The following is a 17288-nucleotide window of genomic DNA, read 5'->3' on the forward strand; positions in this document are numbered from 1 at the left end:
TCGCGGGGACGCGGGGTCAGGAGACCGTGACCGACCCGCCCGAGGTCGGGACGAGCTCGACCCACACGTTGCCGGGCGTCAGCAGGATCGGGGCGCCGTCGGCTCCCGTCAGCACCACGGGCTCGCCGTCGCTGTTCTTGGTCCAGGTGCCGGTCACGGTCGCGCCGCCGGAGGCCACCGTGACCTCGCCCGACCCGGTCAGCACCGTCTCGGGGACGGGGTTGCCCGCCGGGTCGAGGGCGCCGGAGCTCCGCACCTCCACGCGCATCGCGACGACGGTCGCGGCCGAGAGCCGCTCGCCGTCGGCCCCGACGGCCGGCGCTGAGCCCTCGTTGCGCAGCCAGCGGCCGCTGCCGGCGTCCCAGTCCCAGCTCGGCGTCGCCTGCGGGAAGGCGGTGACGAGGCGTGAGGCGGGGGTGCCCGCCGTCGCCGTCGACGCCTCCTGGGCGCGCGGCGCGAACGCGAACTGGGCGGGCGGCGGGGACGTGCGCCCGCCGTCGGCCGCGCCGAGGAAGTCGGCCATCGTGCCGTAGACGTTGTGCGGGGCGCGGCGCTCGCTCGAGCGGTACATGCCCGGTGCGCCCTCGTCCTGGCTGATCACCTGGAGGCCGGAGTCCCGCATCTTCTGCACGAACTGGGGCTGACCGCCGGAGAACACGATGAGACCGCCCAGCGGCGCGGCGATGCCGGCGTCCATGGGCCGCACCGACCGGATCGGCCCGACCGTCTCGGGGACGGCCGAGTGGTAGACGGCGTTGAATCGCGTGATGCCCCCCTCGACCATCTCCTCCCAGACGATGTCGGCGGAACCGAGACCCGTCTGCGGCCGCGCCTGGGTGGAGTTCTCGATCTTCACGGCGACGGCGGGGCGCGCCTCGGGCGCACCCTCGACCCCGGTCAGCGGCCACGTCGCCGGGATGGCCGGCTCGGGCGCCGGGGTCTTGTCCACGCCGGTGTCCGGCTGGACCGTCGTCGGCGGCTGCGTGGTCGGCTCGACCTCGACCTCACCCGCGCACCCCGCCAGCAGCCCGAGGGCCAGCACGAGCCCGCTCGCGGCGGCGGCGGTGGTAGTGCGACGCCCGCCGGAACGGCGGCGGAGGCTGCTGCTGGCGCGCGGGACGCGCGCGCGGATCTGGCGCATGCGGGTCACTGTGCCACGGCCGCCCGCGCGAGGCTCCTAGGCTGGCGGGCGTGCCCACCACACCAGTGCCCCCCGACGACGTCCGGGAGGGGCTCGCGCGGGCGCTCGACGGCGGCGCCCCGCTGGTGCTCGTCGCGGCGGCTCACGCCCTCCCCCACCGCCTCCCGTCCGAGGCGGCCCTCGTCCTGGAGACGTCGGGATCGACGTCGGGCACCCCGCGCCCGGTGGCGCTCACGGCCGCGGCGGTGCGTGCGTCGGCCACCGCCACGCACGCCGCCCTCGGCGGGCCGGGGGCCTGGCTCCTGACCCTGCCGGCGCACCACGTGGCGGGGGTGATGGTGACCGCTCGTGCGCTGATCGCCGGGTCGGAGCTGACCGTGGCCGCACCGGGGCCGTTCCGCGCCGGCACGTTCGCCGACGACGTCGCGCGCCACCTCGCCGCCCGAGACGACGCGCGCGCGACCGACGACGGCGCTCCCCCGCGCTCCTACACCTCCCTGGTCCCGACCCAGCTGCGCCGCGTCCTCGACGACCCGCGCGCGCTCGCCGCCGCCGCGTCGTTCGACGCCGTCCTCGTCGGCGGCGCCGCCACCCCCGGCCCGCTGCTGGACCGGGCCCGCGCCGCGGGCGTCCGCGTCGTGACGACGTACGGCATGACGGAGACCAGCGGCGGCTGCGTCTACGACGGCGTTCCCCTGGCGGGGGTGCGCGTCTCGATCGACGACGGCGGTCGCATCGTCCTCGCTGGTCCGCAGCTGGCGCTCGGGTACCTCACCCCGGACGGGCTCGAGGCGTTCGACGGCTCGCTCGTCACGGCCGACCGCGGCACGTGGGACGGCCACCACCTGAGAGTCCTCGGCCGCGCCGACGACGTCGTGCTGACCGGCGGCGTCAACGTCGATCCGGTCGACGTCGAGACCGTGGCCGCGACCGTGCCGGGCGTCGCCGAGGTGTGTGTGACGGGGGTGCCCGACGCCGAGTGGGGCGCCGTCGTCGTAGCCGCCCTCGTGCCGACCGACGCGGCCGTGCACGCCGACCCCGCGCGGCGCGACGCGCTCGTGGCCGCCGTCCAGGACGTCGTCCGCGCGCGCCTCGGGGGGCCGTGGGTGCCGCGCCGCGTCGTCGTGCTCGACGCGCTGCCGCTGCGCGGACCGGGCAAGCCCGACCGCGCCGCCGTCCGCGCGCTGCTGCCGGGGTCGGACCGACACCTCGCCGGCTGACCGCCACCGACGCCCGCCGACTACTGTCGAACACCGCCCCACCCCGCCGGCACCACCCGTCCGCAAGGAGCACCGCCCCACCATGACGACCTCCGCCCAGTGGCTCGAGGGTGCGCGCCCGCGCACGCTGCCCGCCGCCCTCGCCCCCGTCCTCGCCGGCAGCGGTGCCGCAGCGGGGTTCGGCGGGTTCGACGCGCTGGCCGCGCTGCTGTGCGTGATCCTCGCGCTCGCGCTGCAGGTCGCCGTGAACTACGCCAACGACTACTCCGACGGCGTCCGGGGCACCGACGACGTCCGCACCGGCCCGATGCGCCTGGTCGCGTCAGGGGCCGCGACGCCCGCCGCCGTCAAGCGGGCCGCGCTGCTGGCCGGCGGCGTCGGCGGCCTGGCGGGCGTGGCGCTGTGCGCCTGGACCGGCCACTGGTGGCTGCTGGCCGTCGGCGCCGCCTGCCTCGTCGCCGCGTGGGGCTACACGGGCGGCGCCCGGCCCTACGGCTACCTCGGGCTCGGCGAGGTCATGGTGTTCACGTTCTTCGGTGTCGTCGCGACGGCGGGCACCGCCTACGCGCAGGCCGGCACCGTCACGGTGGGCACCTGGGCGGCGGCCGCCGCGGTCGGCTCGATCGCCTGCGCGATCCTCATGGCGAACAACCTGCGCGACATCCACACCGACCCCGCGGCGGGCAAGCGCACGCTGGCCGTCCGGCTGGGCGAGGACCGTGCCCGCCTCGCCTACGCCGGGATGCTCGCGGTCCCCTACCTGGCCGCCGTCGTGGCCGCGCTGGCCGCGCCCACGGACGTCCCGCTCAGCCTGGCGCCGCTGCTCGTGCTCGCCACGCTCCCGGTCGCGATCGCGCTCTCGCTGATCGTGCTGCGGGGCGCGTCGGGTCGCGACCTCATCGGCGTGCTGCGCGACACGGGCCTGCTCGAGCTGGGCGTCGCCGTCGCTTTCGCGCTGGGACTGTGGTGGAGCGGACCGGCGGGGCCGATCGGGCTGTAGGGCGACGCCGGGGCGCGGGCGCGCGGGTCAGACGCGGGGCGGCGCGGCGCCGTCGTCGTCGCGGGCACGCTCGTCACGAGCCCGCTCGGCGCGCTCCGCCTCGTCCAGTGCGCGGTCCTCCACGTCCTCGTCGTCACCGCGCACGGGGGCGTCCACGGCCTCGGCGCGCGAGGTCAGCGATCCGACGGCGGCGTCGCGCTGCGTGCGCATCGTGAGGAAGCTGACGGCGCCCGCGACGATCACGCTGACGATCAGCCACGGCCAGCCGCGCATCCCGATCAGCCAGAACAGGCCGAAGGACGCGAGCAGGACGACGACGCGCAGGAGCGAGTAGCGGAGCAGGGGCACCCGACAAGGGTAAGTCGTCGTGCGGTCGACGTAGCATCGAGGGATGCCTCGGTTGATCCTGTTCGTCGTCATCGCCGGCCTCGTCGTCTACGGGCTGGTGTGGCTGTCCATGCGTGCCCGCGAGCGCCGCGTCGCCGCGGCCCCGCGCCGTCCCGCGCCCGACGACGACCCGCAGTTCCTCGCCCAGCTCGACTCGCGCCTGCGCGAGCAGCGCCGCCAGGCCGAGCAGGCGCGACGCCGCCGGCAGGCGCAGGACGACGCCGCTGCGGCTGCTGCGGGCGACGGCGGGACGAACACCGACGACGCACCCACGACTCCCGGCGACGCCGCCGGCGGCACGGACGACACCGACCTGGGCGACGACGAGCCCGAGGCCCGCCCCGCCTGAGCGACGCGCCGGATCAGACTCCCGAGTAGCTGTGCAGGGAGTTCACGAAGAGGTTCACGACGTAGTAGTTGATGAGGATCGACGCGAAGCCGGCCACCGAGAACCAGGCGGCGCGGCGGCCCTCCCAGCCGCGCGTGGAGCGGGCGTGCAGGTAGGCGGCGTAGACCACCCAGATGACGAACGACCACACCTCCTTGGCGTCCCAGCCCCAGTACCGGCCCCACGCGTGCTCCGCCCAGATCGCACCGGAGATCAGCACGAAGGTCCACAGTACGAAGCCGACCGCGTTGATGCGGAACGCGAGCCGCTCGAGGTCTGCCGAGGTCGGGAGCGAGGACAGGATGCGGCCCTGCGTGCCCCGGCCGATCGCGCGGTCCTTGGCCAGCTGCAGCCCCGAGACGGTGGCGGCGACGGCGAAGACGCCCATCCCCGAGGTCGCGATGGCCACGTGGATCACGAGCCAGTAGCTCTGCAGCGCGGGCTGCACCGCGGTCGGGTCCGTGTAGAGCACCGCGAGCGCGAGGAACAGCGCCAGCAGCGCGAAGAGCGAGATGAACGTGCCGAGGAAGCGGACGTCGCGCCTGCGCTGGATGCCGAGGAAGACGACCGAGGCGACCACGACGGACACCGTGGTGAACTCGTACATGTTGGCCCACGGCACGCGTCCGGCCGCGAAACCGCGCGTGACGACGCCGGCCACGAGCATCAGGACGGCGACCGTGAACGTCGACTGCCCGATGGCCGCAGCGCGGCGGACGGGCGGCAGCGGGGCGTCGGCCACGGGACGGGCCGCGACGACGGGCGCGTCGGCCACGCCGGCGCTCACGAGCTCGCGCGCGTCGGCCGTGCGCGAGACGCGGCTGGGTCGGTCGGCGGCGAGACGCGAGAAGTCGATGGCGAACGCGATCGTCGCGATGAGGTAGGCGGTCATGGCCGCCGTCACGAGGTACAGACTGATCTGACCGAGCTCAGCCACGTCGGGCTCCTTCGTCCTGCTGCCGGTCCGGCGCCTGGCCGGTCTCCTGGTTCATCCTGTCCTGGTCCGTCTTCCCGACGGCGGGGCGGAGCGGCTCCAGCACTCGCGTGAGCTCGCGCTCCAGGCCGGGGTCGTCGCCACGCGCGAGCGCGGCTGCGGTCACCACTGTACGACCACCCTCGTCCTGCCCGATCCGCACGAAGACGCGCCTGCGAGGCAGGAACAGCGACGCCGAGAGGCCGGCGAGCGCGAGCAGCGCGAACGTCAGCACCCACGGCAGCGTCGGGTCGTAGCGGAGGTCGAGCCCGACGTAGCGCGGGAGGTCGTTGAACGTGATCGTCCCGAGCCCGTCGGGGAGATCGACGGTCTGACCGGGGGCGACGACGACGCGCACGGGGGCGTCCTCGCCGTCGGGCCCGGGAGCCCTGACCTGCTGCATCGCCTGCGTGTCCAGCTGGTAGACGTTCTGGGGCACGCCGTCGTCCAGGCCGAGGTTGCCGTACCAGACGTCGAGCACGAGCAGCGGCTCGTTCGGCTCGGGCGAGATCGAGAAGGCCGTGTCGCTCGCGGGGTCGACCACCGCCGTCGGCAGGAACACCCCGCTCAGCCCGATCTGGTCCCCGACCTGGGTGTCCGGCACCTTGATGACGCCGCGGGAGTCGTAGGTGGCCTGGTCGACGATGACGAACGGCACGGGGCCGGAGAACCCGACGTTCCCCTCGGCGTCGGTCACCGTGACGTCGGGCGCAAAACCGTTGCCCATGAGGTAGACGCTCGCACCACCCGTGCGCAGCGGGTGGTTGACCCGGATCGTCTCGGGCTGCTCGTCGCCGTCGGGCTCGGTCACGGTGACCTCGGCGCGGAAGTCCGCCGCCTGGCCCGAGACCTCGTCGAACGCGGACGTGAAGCGGTCCAGGCGCATGCGGAACGGCTCGAGCCCGCCCTCGTCGAACCACGGCCCCGACTCGAAGGAGTCGTACTGCACCTGCGAGTTGGCGAAGGTGTCGCCCTCCACCACGATCACCTGACCGCGGTAGTGCACGAAGGTGCCGTAGCCGACGGCGATGAGCAGCCCCACGAGGGCGAGGTGGAAGACGATGTTGCCGGACTCGCGCGTGTAGCCGCGTTCGGCCGACAGCGTGGTGACCGCGCCGTCGGCGCCGTCCGTGCGGCGCAGCCGGTAGCCCTTGAGCGCGGTGGTCGCCGTCGCGACGGCCTCGTCGCGGGCGACCGGGGACGCGAACGCGTCCCGCACCGGGAACCGCGTGAAGCGGCTCGGGGCCGCGGGCGGCGGGCGTCGCAGCGCCTTGATGTGGTCGAGCGAGCGAGGCACGATGCAGCCCACCAGGCTGAGGAACAGCAGCAGGTAGACCGCGGAGAACCACGGCGAGGCGAAGACGTCGAACAGCCCCCAGCGCTCCAGCACCGGCGCGAGGGAGGGGTTGTCGAGGTAGTACTGCGCGACGCGGGCGGGGTCCTGCGGACGCTGCGGGAAGAACGTGCCGGGCAGCGCGACGACGGCGAGCAGCAGCAGGAGCAGGAGCGCCACGCGCATCGAGGTCAGCTGCCGCCACGTCCAGCGCAGCCACGCGACGGGTCCGAAACCGACCGGGCCGGGGGCGGGGGCCTGCGCGGTGGGCCGGGTGGTGTCGGTGGAGTCGCCGTCGGGCCGCTCCGGGTCGTCGCCGGAGACGAGCCCCTCGGGGCGGTAGCCGGCGCTCACAGCAGCGTCCCGTACTGCGCGACCCAGCCCTGGAGCTGCTGCGACAGGTGCTGCCAGACACCGGAGACGAGCGCGAGACCGAGCACGATCAGCATGATCCCGCCGATCCGCATGATCGCGACCCGGTGCCGCTTGAGGAAGCTCACCGAACGCGCTGAACGGCGGAACGCGAGCGCGATGATGAGGAACGGCACCCCGAGCCCGAGGCTGTAGACCAGCGCGAGCACCGCGCCGCGGTCGGCCGAACCCGTCTCGAGGGCGAGGATGGAGATGGCGGCCAGCGTCGGGCCGATGCACGGCACCCAGCCGAGACCGAACGTGATGCCGAGCAGCGCGGCACCCGCGAGCGACGCCTTCGGCGCCAGGTGGAGCCGACGCTCGCGCTGGAAGAACGGCAGCCAGCCGGCGAACGACAGCCCCATGAGGATGACCACCACGCCGAGGATCCGCATGATCTCGTCGACGTGCGGGAGGATCCGGACGCCGACGGACACGAACGCGTACCCGAGCCCGACGAACACCACGGTGAAGCCGGCGATGAAGAGCAGCACCCCCGCCAGCAGGCGCCCGCGTTCGGCCCCCTTCGTCTCCGCGAGGTCCGAGCCGGTCATTCCGCCGAGGAACCCCAGGTAGCCGGGCACCAGGGGCAGCACGCACGGCGAGGCGAACGAGACGAATCCGGCGATCAGCGCGACCGGCAGCGCCAGGAGCAGCGGTCCGGAGAGCACCGTGTCCTGGAACGCCTGCGCGACCGAGCCGAGGTCCACCGGCTAGCCCTCGGCCAGGACGTCGTCGATCAGGCCGCTCAGCGTGATCTTGGACGCGAGTCCGACGATGCGCGCGGCGGGCCGGCCCTCGCGGTCCAGCACGACTGTCGTCGGCATGGCGCGCAGGGGCACGAGACCCTCGAGCGCGGCGACGGCGGAGGCGTCGCCGTCGTCCAGGCTCGGGTAGGTGATGCCGTAGGTCTGGGCGAAGGCGTCGGCGGTCGCGGCGTCGTCGGTGCCGTTGATGCCGAGCAGCTGCACGTCGCCCGTGTACTCCTGCGAGATCTCCGCGAGGTCGGGCGCCTCGGCGCGGCACGGCGGGCAGGCGGCGTACCAGAAGTTCAGCACGACGACCTGGCCGCGCCAGTCCGCCACGTCGACGGCCTCACCCGCGAAGTCCACGCCCGCGATGGCGGGCGCGTCCGGGCGCTCGGCCGGGCTCCACGTCGTGAACGCGCCGTTGCCCTCCTGGTAGCCCGGCTCGGCGACGGTGGGGTCGCCGTCGTCGGGCGTGCACGCGGTCAGGGCGACGGCGGCGAGTCCCAGTGCGAGGACGGCGCCGAGGGCGCGCAGTCCGCGCGGCCGGCGTCCCGGCCCCCGCACCGACCCGGTCGCCACGTCACGCACCGGCCACCGCCGAGGCGCCGGGCAGGAGCGCGGCGGCGGGCTCGCTGTAGCTGTGGGCGACGAGGGTCGTGCCGTCGAACGTGAGCGACGTCACCGAGGCGAGCGAGCACTCGCGCGCCCGGGGGTCGTGCCACAGCGGCTTGTTCTGCAGCGCGCGGCGCACGGCCCAGATCGGGGACTGGTGGGAGACCAGCACGGCCTCGTGGCCCTCGGCGGCCTCGCGAGCCGCGGCGATCGCCGCGGTCATGCGGTCGCGCTGCTGCGTGAACGCCTCCCCCCAGGAGGGACGGAACGGGTTGTAGAGGTGGCGGGCGGACGAGGGCGTCACGAGCGCGCGCCAGCCGCCACCGGCGACGGGGCGACCCTCGAGCTCGTTGCCCGCCTCGATCAGGCGGTCATCGATCTCGACCGCGACGCCCAGCCCCTGCGCCAGCGGCGCGGCGGTCTGCTGCGCCCGCTCGAGCGGGGAGGAGATGACGTGCGTGATGTCCGCCTTCGCGTCCAGGAGCGACTCGGCCACGAGGCGCGCCATGGCGTGACCGCGTTCGGACAGCACGTAACCGGGGAGCCTGCCGTAGAGGATCCGGTCGGGATTCTCGACCTCGCCGTGCCGGAGCAGGTGGATCGTGGTGCGCGCCATGCCGTCTAGTCTCGCAAACCTTCCTGGGTGCACGGTTCAGCGCCGTCGCCGCACGACGTGTCCGACGACTCACCCGGTGCGTCCACGAGTGCGGCCTCACGCAGCACCGCGCGCATCGCCTCCCCCAGCTGCGCCAGCTGGTCGCGGTCGATGACGTCCACGAGTCTGGCCCGCACCGAGGCCACGTGGGACGGCGCCGCGGCGACGAGTCGCTCGTACCCCGCCGCCGTCAGGGTCGCGGCGATCCCCCGCCGGTCCTCCGCGGCCGGTCGTCGGCTGACGAGCCCTGCCGCCTCCAGGCGCGCGACCGTGTGGGTGACGCGGCTGCGCGAGTGGGCCACGCCGTCGGCGAGGTCGGACATCCGCACGCTCCCGTCCGGGGCCTCGCTGAGGCGCACGAGGATCTCGTACTCCGCCATTGAGAGTCCGGTGGCGACCTCGAGGTCGCGGGACAGCGTGGCCAGGAGGTAGGTCATCCCGACGACGGAGGCGCGCCAGTCCCGCTGCTCGCCCTCGTCGAGCCAGCTCGTGTCCACGCCGTCGGCCATGTGGCCACCTTACTTGTCGGGACAAGCGATCCGTGATAGTAGTTAAGCGTTCAACTAAAACGTCAAGCGATCGGACCCCCCATGAGCATCCCCGCCGCCACCTACGCCATCGACGCCTCGCACTCCGAGGTCGCGTTCACCATCCGTCACGCCGGGATCGCCAAGGTCCGTGGCCGCTTCACCGAGTTCTCGGGCGAGATCGTCGTCGCCGAGGACCTCGCCGCCTCGTCCGCGAACGTCACCATCGCCGCCAGCAGCGTCGACACCGGCAACGCGCAGCGCGACGGTCACCTCAAGACCTCCGACTTCTTCTCCGTCGACGAGCGCCCCGAGTGGACCTTCGTGTCCTCCTCCGCGAGCGGCTCGGGCGACGAGTTCACCCTCGCCGGCGACCTGACGATCAACGGCATCACCAAGCCGGTCGAGCTCGACGTCGAGTACAACGGCACCAACGTCGACGCCTACGGCGTCACCCGCGTCGGCTTCTCCGGCACCACCGAGATCGCCCGCGAGGCGTTCGGCATCACCTGGAACGCGCCCCTCGAGGCCGGCGGCTTCCTGCTCGGCGACAAGGTCAAGATCTTCCTGGAGATCTCGGCCACCAAGGCCTGAGCACCCGGCGTCACCCGGCATCACCACGCACCACCTCCGCGCCACCGGCGCGACGCACCGGGGCCCGTCCGCCAGGACGGGCCCCGTCGGCGTCCCGGGCTCAGCCCCGCAGCGCCGCGAGGATCGGCTCGGTCTGCAGCCGCCAGTGCCCGCGCGCGACGCCGTCGACCAGCACCACCGGGACCAGCTCCCCGAACTCCTGCTGCAGCGCCTCGCTCGCGTCGACGTCGACGCTCACCCACCGCTCGCCCGTGCTCGCCGTCACGGCGTCCAGCACCCGGTGCGCGTCCGCGCACAGGTGGCACCCGGCCCGCTCGACCAGGAGCACGCGGGCATCCGCACCAGCCTCGTCATCCATGCCGCCACGGTAGGCCAGCGCGAGCCGCGGCAGGACCCCGGCGCGTAGGGTGGCCGCGATGGATGCCCTCACCGGACTGCCCGTGCTCGCCTCGAGCAGCACGCGGCCCGCGTGCGCCTTCTTCGACGTCGACAACACGATCGTCCGCGGCGCGAGCGGCTTCCACCTGGCCAAGGAGCTCTACCGACGCCGGTTCTTCCGCCGCCGCGACATCGCCTGGTTCGCGTGGCAGGCCGTCCAGTTCTTCCTGTTCGGCGAGGACGTCGGCCGCGTGACCGCCGTGCGTGCCCGCGCGCTCGGCGTCATCCGCGGCCGGACCGAGGCCGAGATCCTCGAGGTGGGTGAGGAGGTCTACGAGACGGTCCTCGACAGCCGCATCTTTCCCGGGGCCCGCGCCCTCGTCGCGGCGCACCTCGAGCGCGGCCACCAGGTCTGGCTCGTCACCGCCACCCCGCGCGAGATCGGCGACCTGATGGCCCGCCGCCTCGGCGCGACCGGCGCCGTCGCCACGGTCGCGCAGACGGTCGACGGCGTCTACACCGGCGAGCTCGTCGGCGACCTCATGCACGGGTCGCGCAAGGCCGAGGCGGTCCGTCAGCTGTCCGAGCGCGCCGGAGCCGACCTGGCCGACTGCGCCGCGTACGGCGACTCGGCCAACGACCTGCAGATGCTCGAGATCGTCGGCCACCCGTGCGCGATCAACCCCGATCCGCACCTGCGGGTGCACGCGCTCGAGTCGCGCTGGCCGGTGCGCGACCTGCGCCGTCGTCGGCCGGGGCTCGCCTCCTCCGGCGCGGCCGTCGCGGGCGCCGGTGCCGGCCTCTGGGGCGTCGTCGTGCTGGCGCGCAAGATCCTGCGCCGCGGCGCCGTCTGACCGTCGCGTAAATCACAGCGAGCATGAACGTGGCACGCGACACGCCACGAGTCCGGGCCAACCCCTAGAAATATCTCAGGGAAGGTATACGCTCCGTAGTCATGACGACAACGCTCGAGGACGCCACCACCCCGCTCGCGGCCATCGGAACCCTGATCCGCGGTGCCCGCCAGAACATGGGCCTGACCCAGGCCCAGCTCGCCGAGCGGCTGAGCACCTCGCAGAGCGCCATCGCCCGCATCGAGCAGGGCAGCCAGAACCTGTCGGTCGACATGCTGGCCCGCATCAACGCCGCGCTCGAGGCGGACCTGCTCCCCATCGCCGGCGGCTCCTCGCGCCCCACCCACCTGCGCGTGACCGGTGGGCAGCGCCTGTCGGGCACCATCACGGTCAACTCCTCCAAGAACGCCGCCGTCGCCCTGCTGTGCGCGTCGCTGCTGAACCGTGGCCGCACGGTGCTGCGCGGCGTCGCCCGCATCGTCGAGGTCGACCGCATCGTCGCCGTGCTGCAGTCCATCGGCGTGCAGGTGACCTGGTCCCCCGACGGCCACGACCTCGAGATCGTGCGCCCCGAGCACCTCGACCTGACCACGATCGACGACGACGCCGCGAAGCGCACGCGCAGCATCATCATGTTCTTCGGCCCGCTGCTGGGCCAGGAGTCCTCGTTCGACCTGCCGTACGCGGGCGGCTGCAACCTGGGCACCCGGACCGTCGAGCCGCACATGATCGCGCTGCGCCCCTTCGGGCTCGACGTCGTCGCGAACGCCGGCGCCTACCACGCCACGGCGACGCCCGACACGGGCGAGCAGCTCTCGGTCGTGCTGACCGAGCGCGGCGACACCGTCACCGAGAACGCGATCATGGCCGCCGCGGGCCGCGACGGCGTCACGATCATCCGCAACGCCTCGCCCAACTACATGGTCCAGGACCTGTGCTTCTACCTGGAGCTGCTGGGCGTGGAGATCGCCGGCATCGGTTCGACGACCCTGACGATCAGGGGCAGGGCGCGGATCGACGCCGACGTCGAGTACGCCGTCTCGGAGGACCCGGTCGAGGCCATGAGCCTCCTGACCGCCGGCATCGTCACCGACTCCGAGATCACGGTCTCGCGCGTGCCGATCGAGTTCATGGAGATCGAGCTCGCCACGCTGAGCGAGATGGGCCTGCGCTACGCCCTCACGCCCGAGTACACGGCGCTCAACGGCCGCACCCGCCTGGTGGACATCACGGTGTTCCCGAGCGAGCTGCGCGCCCCGATCGACAAGATCCACCCGATGCCGTTCCCGGGTCTGAACATCGACAACCTGCCGTTCTTCGCGGTCATCGCGGCGTGCGCCAGCGGTCAGACCACGATCCACGACTGGGTCTACGACAACCGCGCGATCCACCTCACCGACCTCACGCGCCTGGGCGCCGACGTGCGCCTCCTCGACCCGCACCGGCTCGACGTCAGCGGCCCGACGCACTGGTCCGGCGCCGAGATCAGCTGCCCGCCCGCGCTGCGCCCCGCCGTCGTCATCCTGCTCGGCATGATGGCCGCCAAGGGCACGAGCGTGCTGCGCGGCGTCGACATCATCGCGCGCGGCTACGAGCAGCTCGCCGACCGCCTCATCGAGCTCGGCGCGCAGATCGAGACGTTCCGCGACTGACGCCCGCCCCGGCAACGCAGAAGGCCGCCACCCCGAGGGGTGGCGGCCTTCGCGCTACCTGCTGCGGCTCGCGCCGAGGAGGTCTACTTCTTGTTGCGACGCTGGTGACGCGTCCTGCGCAGCAGCTTGCGGTGCTTCTTCTTGGCCATCCGCTTGCGGCGCTTCTTGATGACGGAACCCACGGGGACCTCACAAATGTCGTCTGGAATCCCACAGCGAGCCGGGGTCCGGCGTATCCCGGACCTCGATCCTCGCGCCGCGGGCGCTGAATCCCCGACAGTCTAGCCTGCCGCGGACCCCGTCCCGAACGCCCCCGCTCGTGGCAGCCGTCAGGAGAGCGGGTCAGTACAGCGGGTCGATGCCGTTGAGGGGGAACACGGCGTTCCGCGTCGCGAGGATGGCGCGGTCGACGGCGTCGTCAGGGTCGTACCCCTGGGCGAACGGGACGAAGTCCCCGCCCCCCTCCCCGCCGTCGCCCCAGATCTCCGGTGCGGGCACGCGGAGCTCCTCCTCCACCCGCGCGCGCCACGACGGCGGCAGCGGAGCGGCCGGGTCGATGTCGACACCGGCGCTGATGGCCGTCAGTCCGGCCCACACGCGCGGGACGACCTCCACGACCGTGTAGCCGCCGCCGCCCGTCGCGATCCAGCGGTCGCCGGCGTGCTCGCGTGCGAGGTCGCGCACGAGGCGCGCCGCCGCGAGCTGGTGGTCGACGCTGACGCGCAGGTTGGTCAGCTGGTCGTCGCCGTGGGTGTCGGCGCCGTGCTGGCTGACGAGCACGTCGGGGGCGAACTCGGCGAGCAGCGGTGGCACGACCGCCTCGACGGCGCGCAGCCAGCCCGCGCCGCCCGTGCGCGCCGGCAGGGCGATGTTGACGGCCGTGCCGGGAGCGTCCGGCCCGCCGACGTCGCTCGCGAAGCCCGTCCCGGGGAAGAGCGTCGTCCCCGACTCGTGCACCGAGATCGTCAGCACGCGCGGGTCGTTCCAGAACATCTGCTCGACGCCGTCGCCGTGGTGGGCGTCCAGGTCGACGTACGCGACGCGCTCGGCACCGTTGTCGAGCAGCCACCGGATCGCGACGGCGACGTCGTTGTAGACGCAGAACCCGGAGGCGCGGTCCGGCATGGCGTGGTGCATGCCGCCCGCGATCGAGACGGCGTGGGGCACCTGGCTCGTCCAGACCGACCGCGCGGCCGCCAGCGTCGAGCCGACGATCCGCCGTGCTGCGACGTGGATCTCCGCGAACAGCGGGTTCTCCTCGTTCCCGAGGCCGCGGGCCTCGTCCGGCACACCCTGGGCTCCCGCCCTGACGGCCTCGATGAACGCCGGTTCGTGCACGGTCGCGAGCAGCGCGTCGTCGACGGCCGCGACCCCGATCTCGCGGACGCCGGGCAGGTCGAGGGCGTCCACGAGGTCGCGGGTCAACGACAGCCGGACGGGTGCCATCGGGTGCCCGGGACCGAAGTCGTAGCGCGGCAGGTCGGGCGACCACACGAACGCCGTCGTGGCGCCGTCACCGGGCTGCGTCATCGGGTCCCCCGTCTCGAGCGGCACGGCGCCCAGCCTAGGGGCGTCCGGCCGCCCCCACCCGCGACCGTCCCGCACGCGCGAGACGATCCCCCGCCACCGTCCCCGGGTCACCGCCCCGTCACCCCCACGCGAACAGCACGTCGCCGTCGGACGAGGTCACCCGGGCGCGCGGCGCACCGGTGACGTCAAGCTCGACCAGCAGCCGGTCGCCTTCGCCCGTCTGCTCGATCACGCAGCGCGTGTTGCTGAGCTCGACCATGCGCGAACGGGCGCGCAGCAGCCAGGGGTGGCGACGGCGGAGGGCGAGGAGCGCGCGGTGCGCGTCGGCGACCGGGCCGTGCACGTCGGGGAGGTCGGCGGGCGAGGCCGGGAAGGCGGGCCGGACGGCGTCGTCGCCCCCGAGCCGATCCTCCTTGAGCCCGGTCATGGCGACCTCGTCGCCCGCGTAGACGGACACCACGCCTCCGGTGGTCGCCAGGACGACCAGGGCGAGCACCGCCTTGTCCCGACCGACCCGCGTGGTGATGCGCGTGACGTCGTGGTTGCCGACGAACGTCTGCGGCAGGAACGTCTCCAGGAGGTCGGCGTGGCGCGTGAGCGTCCACTCCAGCTCGTAGAAGTTCTCCTGCTCGAGGCTGCTCCAGATCGCCTTCCACAGCTCGTACTGCGTGACCGAGTCGATCCCCGACTCCGCGACGTAGGCCGCGTAGTCGCCGTGGATCATCTCGCCCAGGATCCAGGCGTCGGGGTGCGCGGCTCGCACGCGCGGCAGCACCGCGGCCCAGAAGGCGGGGGCGACGGCGTAGGCCGCGTCCAGCCGCCAGCCGTCGGCCCCGGCCTCCAGCCAGAAGGACATGGCCTGCGCGACCCAGTCCGCCACCGCGGGGTTGTCGTGGTCGAGCGCGACGAGGCTGGAGTGCCCCTCGAAGTCGGCGAAGTCGGGGCCGCCGGGGGCGTCCCAGTCGATGCGGAACCAGTCGGCGTACGGCCCCGCCGGCCCCTCCGCCAGGGCGGCGAGCGCCAGCGGGTGCTCACGGCCGACGTGGTTGAAGACGCCGTCGAGCAGGATCCGCACGCCGCGGGCGCGCGCGGCCGCCACCAGGGCGTCGAAGTCCTCGCGCGTGCCCAGGCGCGGGTCGATCTCGCGGTGGTCGAGAGTGTCGTAGCCGTGCGTGCTCGAGGTGAACACGGGGCCGAGCAGGAGCCCGTTCAGCCCCAGCTCCACCACGTGGTCCAGCCACGGCACGAGGGCCGCCAGCCCGCCGTCGGGCGCGGGGGGCCGGTGCTCCTCGCGCACCGGGACGCCGGCGAAACCCAGCGGGTAGACGTGCCACCACATCGCGTGCTCGGCCCACGGGGCCATCGATCACTCCTCCACCGGGTGCATCAGGGACCTGATCACCCTAGGCGCGGGAGCGGTGACCTCACACGACGAGCGCGACCCCGATCACCAGCGGCAGCGAGACGACGGAGGCGATGCTCGTGACCATCGTCATCGACTTCAGGGCGCCGCGCGTGGTGAGCCCGAGCAGCGACTTGAACATCCAGAAGAAGTTGCTGTTGACCGTCAGCGCGAACATCGAGCCGGAGGCGATGGCGAGACCGACCGCGATGGGGGCGACGTCGATCGAGCCGAGCACCGGGGCGATGATCCCGGCCGCCGCGATCGCCGCGACCGAGACGGACCCGATCGCGAGGTGCAGCACCGCCGCGACCATCCAGGCCAGCAGGATGCTCGTGATCACCGCCGCCCCGCTCCCGGCGGAGAACAGGCCGGCCAGGGTGTCGCCCATGCCGCTCGCCTCGATGACGGCGCCCAGCGAGCCGCCGACGCCCGTGACCAGCAGGATCTCACCCGTGGTGCGGAACCCTGAGGACAGCACGTCGGTGGCCCCGGCGCGGCCGGTCGCCGCGATCACGAGCACGTAGGCGCCGATCAGCCCCACGAACAGGGCGATGTTGGCGTTGCCCAGGAAGTCGATGACGGCGTTGGACCGGCCCGCGAGATCGGCGAAGGCGCCGAACGCGATCATCACGAGCGGGACGAGGATCGGCAGCAGCGAGATCCCGAGCGGAACGTCGACGTCGTCCTTCGCGTCGTCCTCCGACGGCCCCGTGCCCACGGTGCCGGGCCCGGCGACCGAGCCCTCGCCCCCCGACGCGCCCTCCTCGACCTCGATCTGGACCTCGTCCGTGGCGGGGTTCCAGTAGCTGCTGCGGGCGAGGAAGCCGAACAGGAACGTCGCCACGAGCGCGGTCACCGGTCCGAGCACGATGCCGTACAGCAGCCAGGTCCCCAGCGGGACGTCGAGCAGGCCGGCGATCGAGACGGCGGCGAGCCCGGGGATGACGAACACGTAGCCGGCGAAGATGCCGGTGCCGATGGCGCCGGCCAGGTGGGCCAGACCCCGCCCGTTCGTGCCGACGAACGGGGCGGAGGATCGCGCGATCGGCGCGGCCAGGACCACCTGCACGTCGACGTAGATCGAGGGGAAGACCGTGGCCATCGCGCCGGTCAGCGCGTACGGCAGGCGGTGCGCGCCGACCACGCGCAGCAGCAGGCGCACGAGTTTTCGAAACGTCCCGAGCGAGTGCAGCAGCGCGCCGATCAGCACGCCGAACCCGATGAGGAGACCGACCTTCGCCATGATCTCGCCGAACCCGCCGGTGACGGCGTCGACCGTGCCGCCCAGGCCCACACCGGTCGCCAGCCCCAGGTACAGGCAGGCGGTGACCAGCGAGATGACCGGATCGACCTTGAGGCCGATGATGAGTCCGATCACCAGGACGATGGCGATGGCTGTGTGCACGACCTCCATGTCGTGTACCCCTTCCCTCGGTGGAGACGGGTCTATCACGCGGGAGCGCGGCACGCCCATCGGCG

General features: G+C 73.4%; 19 protein-coding genes. 6 read left to right on the forward strand and 13 right to left on the reverse strand.

All coding sequences use genetic code 11. The features are described 5' to 3' along the window. Window positions 1–16 precede the first annotated feature (16 nt). Window positions 17–1141: a DUF3048 domain-containing protein gene (locus tag SERN_RS03180; protein WP_233251424.1), complete on the reverse strand. Its 1125-nt coding sequence runs from the start codon at window positions 1139–1141 to the stop codon at window positions 17–19. Window positions 1142–1191: 50 nt separating this feature from the next. On the opposite strand from SERN_RS03180, the gene SERN_RS03185 reads away from it, so the two are divergent. Both SERN_RS03185 and SERN_RS03190 read left to right on the forward strand, forming a co-directional pair. Beyond that, window positions 1192–2361 (forward strand): AMP-binding protein, encoded by a 1170-nt coding sequence (locus SERN_RS03185; RefSeq protein ID WP_233251425.1) that lies wholly within the window; start codon window positions 1192–1194, stop codon window positions 2359–2361. Window positions 2362–2443: 82 nt separating this feature from the next. Continuing rightward, entirely contained in the window at window positions 2444–3361 is a 918-nt protein-coding gene (locus SERN_RS03190; RefSeq protein ID WP_135848640.1) for a 1,4-dihydroxy-2-naphthoate polyprenyltransferase, read from the forward strand. Window positions 3362–3388: 27 nt separating this feature from the next. Here SERN_RS03190 and SERN_RS03195 read toward each other — a convergent pair whose 3' ends face one another. Continuing rightward, window positions 3389–3709 (reverse strand): DUF4229 domain-containing protein, encoded by a 321-nt coding sequence (locus SERN_RS03195; protein ID WP_158292551.1) that lies wholly within the window; start codon window positions 3707–3709, stop codon window positions 3389–3391. Between the two features lie 43 nt (window positions 3710–3752). On the opposite strand from SERN_RS03195, the gene SERN_RS03200 reads away from it, so the two are divergent. Beyond that, window positions 3753–4097, forward strand: a complete 345-nt coding sequence (locus tag SERN_RS03200) for a hypothetical protein (RefSeq protein ID WP_135848642.1) — start codon at window positions 3753–3755, stop codon at window positions 4095–4097. A 13-nt stretch (window positions 4098–4110) separates the two neighbouring features. Here the strand turns inward: SERN_RS03200 and ccsB are convergent, their stop codons facing one another. Genes ccsB through SERN_RS03230 form a run of 6 tightly spaced genes read right to left on the reverse strand, consistent with a single transcriptional unit; the run spans window position 4111 to window position 9378 of the window. Beyond that, on the reverse strand, window positions 4111–5073 hold the full coding sequence (gene ccsB, locus SERN_RS03205) for a c-type cytochrome biogenesis protein CcsB (RefSeq protein ID WP_233251426.1): 963 nt from the start codon (window positions 5071–5073) through the stop codon (window positions 4111–4113). Then, window positions 5066–6796, reverse strand: a complete 1731-nt coding sequence (gene resB / locus SERN_RS03210) for a cytochrome c biogenesis protein ResB (RefSeq protein WP_233251427.1) — start codon at window positions 6794–6796, stop codon at window positions 5066–5068. The genes ccsB and resB overlap by 8 nt, the downstream gene beginning before the upstream one ends. Next, window positions 6793–7563, reverse strand: coding sequence for a cytochrome c biogenesis CcdA family protein (locus tag SERN_RS03215; RefSeq protein ID WP_135848643.1), 771 nt, complete (start codon window positions 7561–7563; stop codon window positions 6793–6795). Before SERN_RS03215 ends, resB begins: the two co-directional genes overlap by 4 nt. Window positions 7564–7566: 3 nt before the next feature. Beyond that, on the reverse strand, window positions 7567–8181 hold the full coding sequence (locus SERN_RS03220) for a TlpA family protein disulfide reductase (protein WP_233251428.1): 615 nt from the start codon (window positions 8179–8181) through the stop codon (window positions 7567–7569). 1 nt (window position 8182) lies between these two features. Then, on the reverse strand, window positions 8183–8830 hold the full coding sequence (locus tag SERN_RS03225; protein WP_135848644.1) for a histidine phosphatase family protein: 648 nt from the start codon (window positions 8828–8830) through the stop codon (window positions 8183–8185). Window positions 8831–8835: 5 nt separating this feature from the next. Continuing rightward, window positions 8836–9378, reverse strand: coding sequence for a MarR family winged helix-turn-helix transcriptional regulator (locus SERN_RS03230; RefSeq protein ID WP_135848645.1), 543 nt, complete (start codon window positions 9376–9378; stop codon window positions 8836–8838). 81 nt (window positions 9379–9459) lie between these two features. Between SERN_RS03230 and SERN_RS03235 the strand changes: the two genes are divergently transcribed. After that, the gene (locus SERN_RS03235; RefSeq protein WP_135848646.1) at window positions 9460–9990 is read left to right on the forward strand and encodes a YceI family protein; all 531 of its coding nucleotides are present in this window, start codon (window positions 9460–9462) and stop codon (window positions 9988–9990) included. Window positions 9991–10090: 100 nt separating this feature from the next. Here the strand turns inward: SERN_RS03235 and SERN_RS03240 are convergent, their stop codons facing one another. Then, the gene (locus tag SERN_RS03240; RefSeq protein WP_135848647.1) at window positions 10091–10348 is read right to left on the reverse strand and encodes a glutaredoxin family protein; all 258 of its coding nucleotides are present in this window, start codon (window positions 10346–10348) and stop codon (window positions 10091–10093) included. Window positions 10349–10406: 58 nt separating this feature from the next. Here SERN_RS03240 and SERN_RS03245 point away from each other — a divergent pair, with 58 nt between their 5' ends. Further along, on the forward strand, window positions 10407–11222 hold the full coding sequence (locus SERN_RS03245) for an HAD family hydrolase (RefSeq protein ID WP_135848648.1): 816 nt from the start codon (window positions 10407–10409) through the stop codon (window positions 11220–11222). Between the two features lie 101 nt (window positions 11223–11323). Then, the gene (locus SERN_RS03250; protein WP_135848649.1) at window positions 11324–12874 is read left to right on the forward strand and encodes a UDP-N-acetylglucosamine 1-carboxyvinyltransferase; all 1551 of its coding nucleotides are present in this window, start codon (window positions 11324–11326) and stop codon (window positions 12872–12874) included. 83 nt (window positions 12875–12957) lie between these two features. Here SERN_RS03250 and SERN_RS03255 read toward each other — a convergent pair whose 3' ends face one another. The 4 genes from SERN_RS03255 to SERN_RS03270 form a co-directional block, all read right to left on the reverse strand. Continuing rightward, window positions 12958–13056 carry a 30S ribosomal protein bS22 gene (locus SERN_RS03255; protein ID WP_012085056.1) on the reverse strand — a complete coding sequence of 33 codons (99 nt, stop codon included), beginning with the start codon at window positions 13054–13056 and terminating at the stop codon, window positions 12958–12960. Window positions 13057–13216: 160 nt separating this feature from the next. Continuing rightward, the gene (locus SERN_RS03260; protein ID WP_332888455.1) at window positions 13217–14428 is read right to left on the reverse strand and encodes an acetoin utilization protein AcuC; all 1212 of its coding nucleotides are present in this window, start codon (window positions 14426–14428) and stop codon (window positions 13217–13219) included. Between the two features lie 94 nt (window positions 14429–14522). Next, window positions 14523–15767, reverse strand: a complete 1245-nt coding sequence (locus SERN_RS03265) for an alpha-amylase family protein (protein WP_135848650.1) — start codon at window positions 15765–15767, stop codon at window positions 14523–14525. Window positions 15768–15828: 61 nt separating this feature from the next. Further along, entirely contained in the window at window positions 15829–17223 is a 1395-nt protein-coding gene (locus SERN_RS03270) for a GntP family permease (RefSeq protein ID WP_135848651.1), read from the reverse strand. Window positions 17224–17288 lie beyond the last annotated feature (65 nt).

The organism is Serinibacter arcticus, from assembly GCF_004786095.1.
GTDB classification, from domain to species: Bacteria; Actinomycetota; Actinomycetes; order Actinomycetales; family Beutenbergiaceae; genus Litorihabitans; species Litorihabitans arcticus.

What these genes read in the sequence shown, in the direction of transcription:
- SERN_RS03265 (WP_135848650.1), bottom strand. Translation starts at nt 15,767, where the DNA reads ATGGCCCCGTGGGCCGAGCACGCGATGTGGTGGCACGTCTACCCGCTG.
- SERN_RS03235 (WP_135848646.1), top strand. Translation starts at nt 9,460, where the DNA reads ATGAGCATCCCCGCCGCCACCTACGCCATCGACGCCTCGCACTCCGAG.
- SERN_RS03225 (WP_135848644.1), bottom strand. Translation starts at nt 8,830, where the DNA reads ATGGCGCGCACCACGATCCACCTGCTCCGGCACGGCGAGGTCGAGAAT.
- SERN_RS03200 (WP_135848642.1), top strand. Translation starts at nt 3,753, where the DNA reads ATGCCTCGGTTGATCCTGTTCGTCGTCATCGCCGGCCTCGTCGTCTAC.
- SERN_RS03180 (WP_233251424.1), bottom strand. Translation starts at nt 1,141, where the DNA reads ATGCGCCAGATCCGCGCGCGCGTCCCGCGCGCCAGCAGCAGCCTCCGC.
- SERN_RS03230 (WP_135848645.1), bottom strand. Translation starts at nt 9,378, where the DNA reads ATGGCCGACGGCGTGGACACGAGCTGGCTCGACGAGGGCGAGCAGCGG.
- SERN_RS03190 (WP_135848640.1), top strand. Translation starts at nt 2,444, where the DNA reads ATGACGACCTCCGCCCAGTGGCTCGAGGGTGCGCGCCCGCGCACGCTG.
- SERN_RS03240 (WP_135848647.1), bottom strand. Translation starts at nt 10,348, where the DNA reads ATGGATGACGAGGCTGGTGCGGATGCCCGCGTGCTCCTGGTCGAGCGG.
- SERN_RS03250 (WP_135848649.1), top strand. Translation starts at nt 11,324, where the DNA reads ATGACGACAACGCTCGAGGACGCCACCACCCCGCTCGCGGCCATCGGA.
- SERN_RS03245 (WP_135848648.1), top strand. Translation starts at nt 10,407, where the DNA reads ATGGATGCCCTCACCGGACTGCCCGTGCTCGCCTCGAGCAGCACGCGG.
- SERN_RS03270 (WP_135848651.1), bottom strand. Translation starts at nt 17,223, where the DNA reads ATGGAGGTCGTGCACACAGCCATCGCCATCGTCCTGGTGATCGGACTC.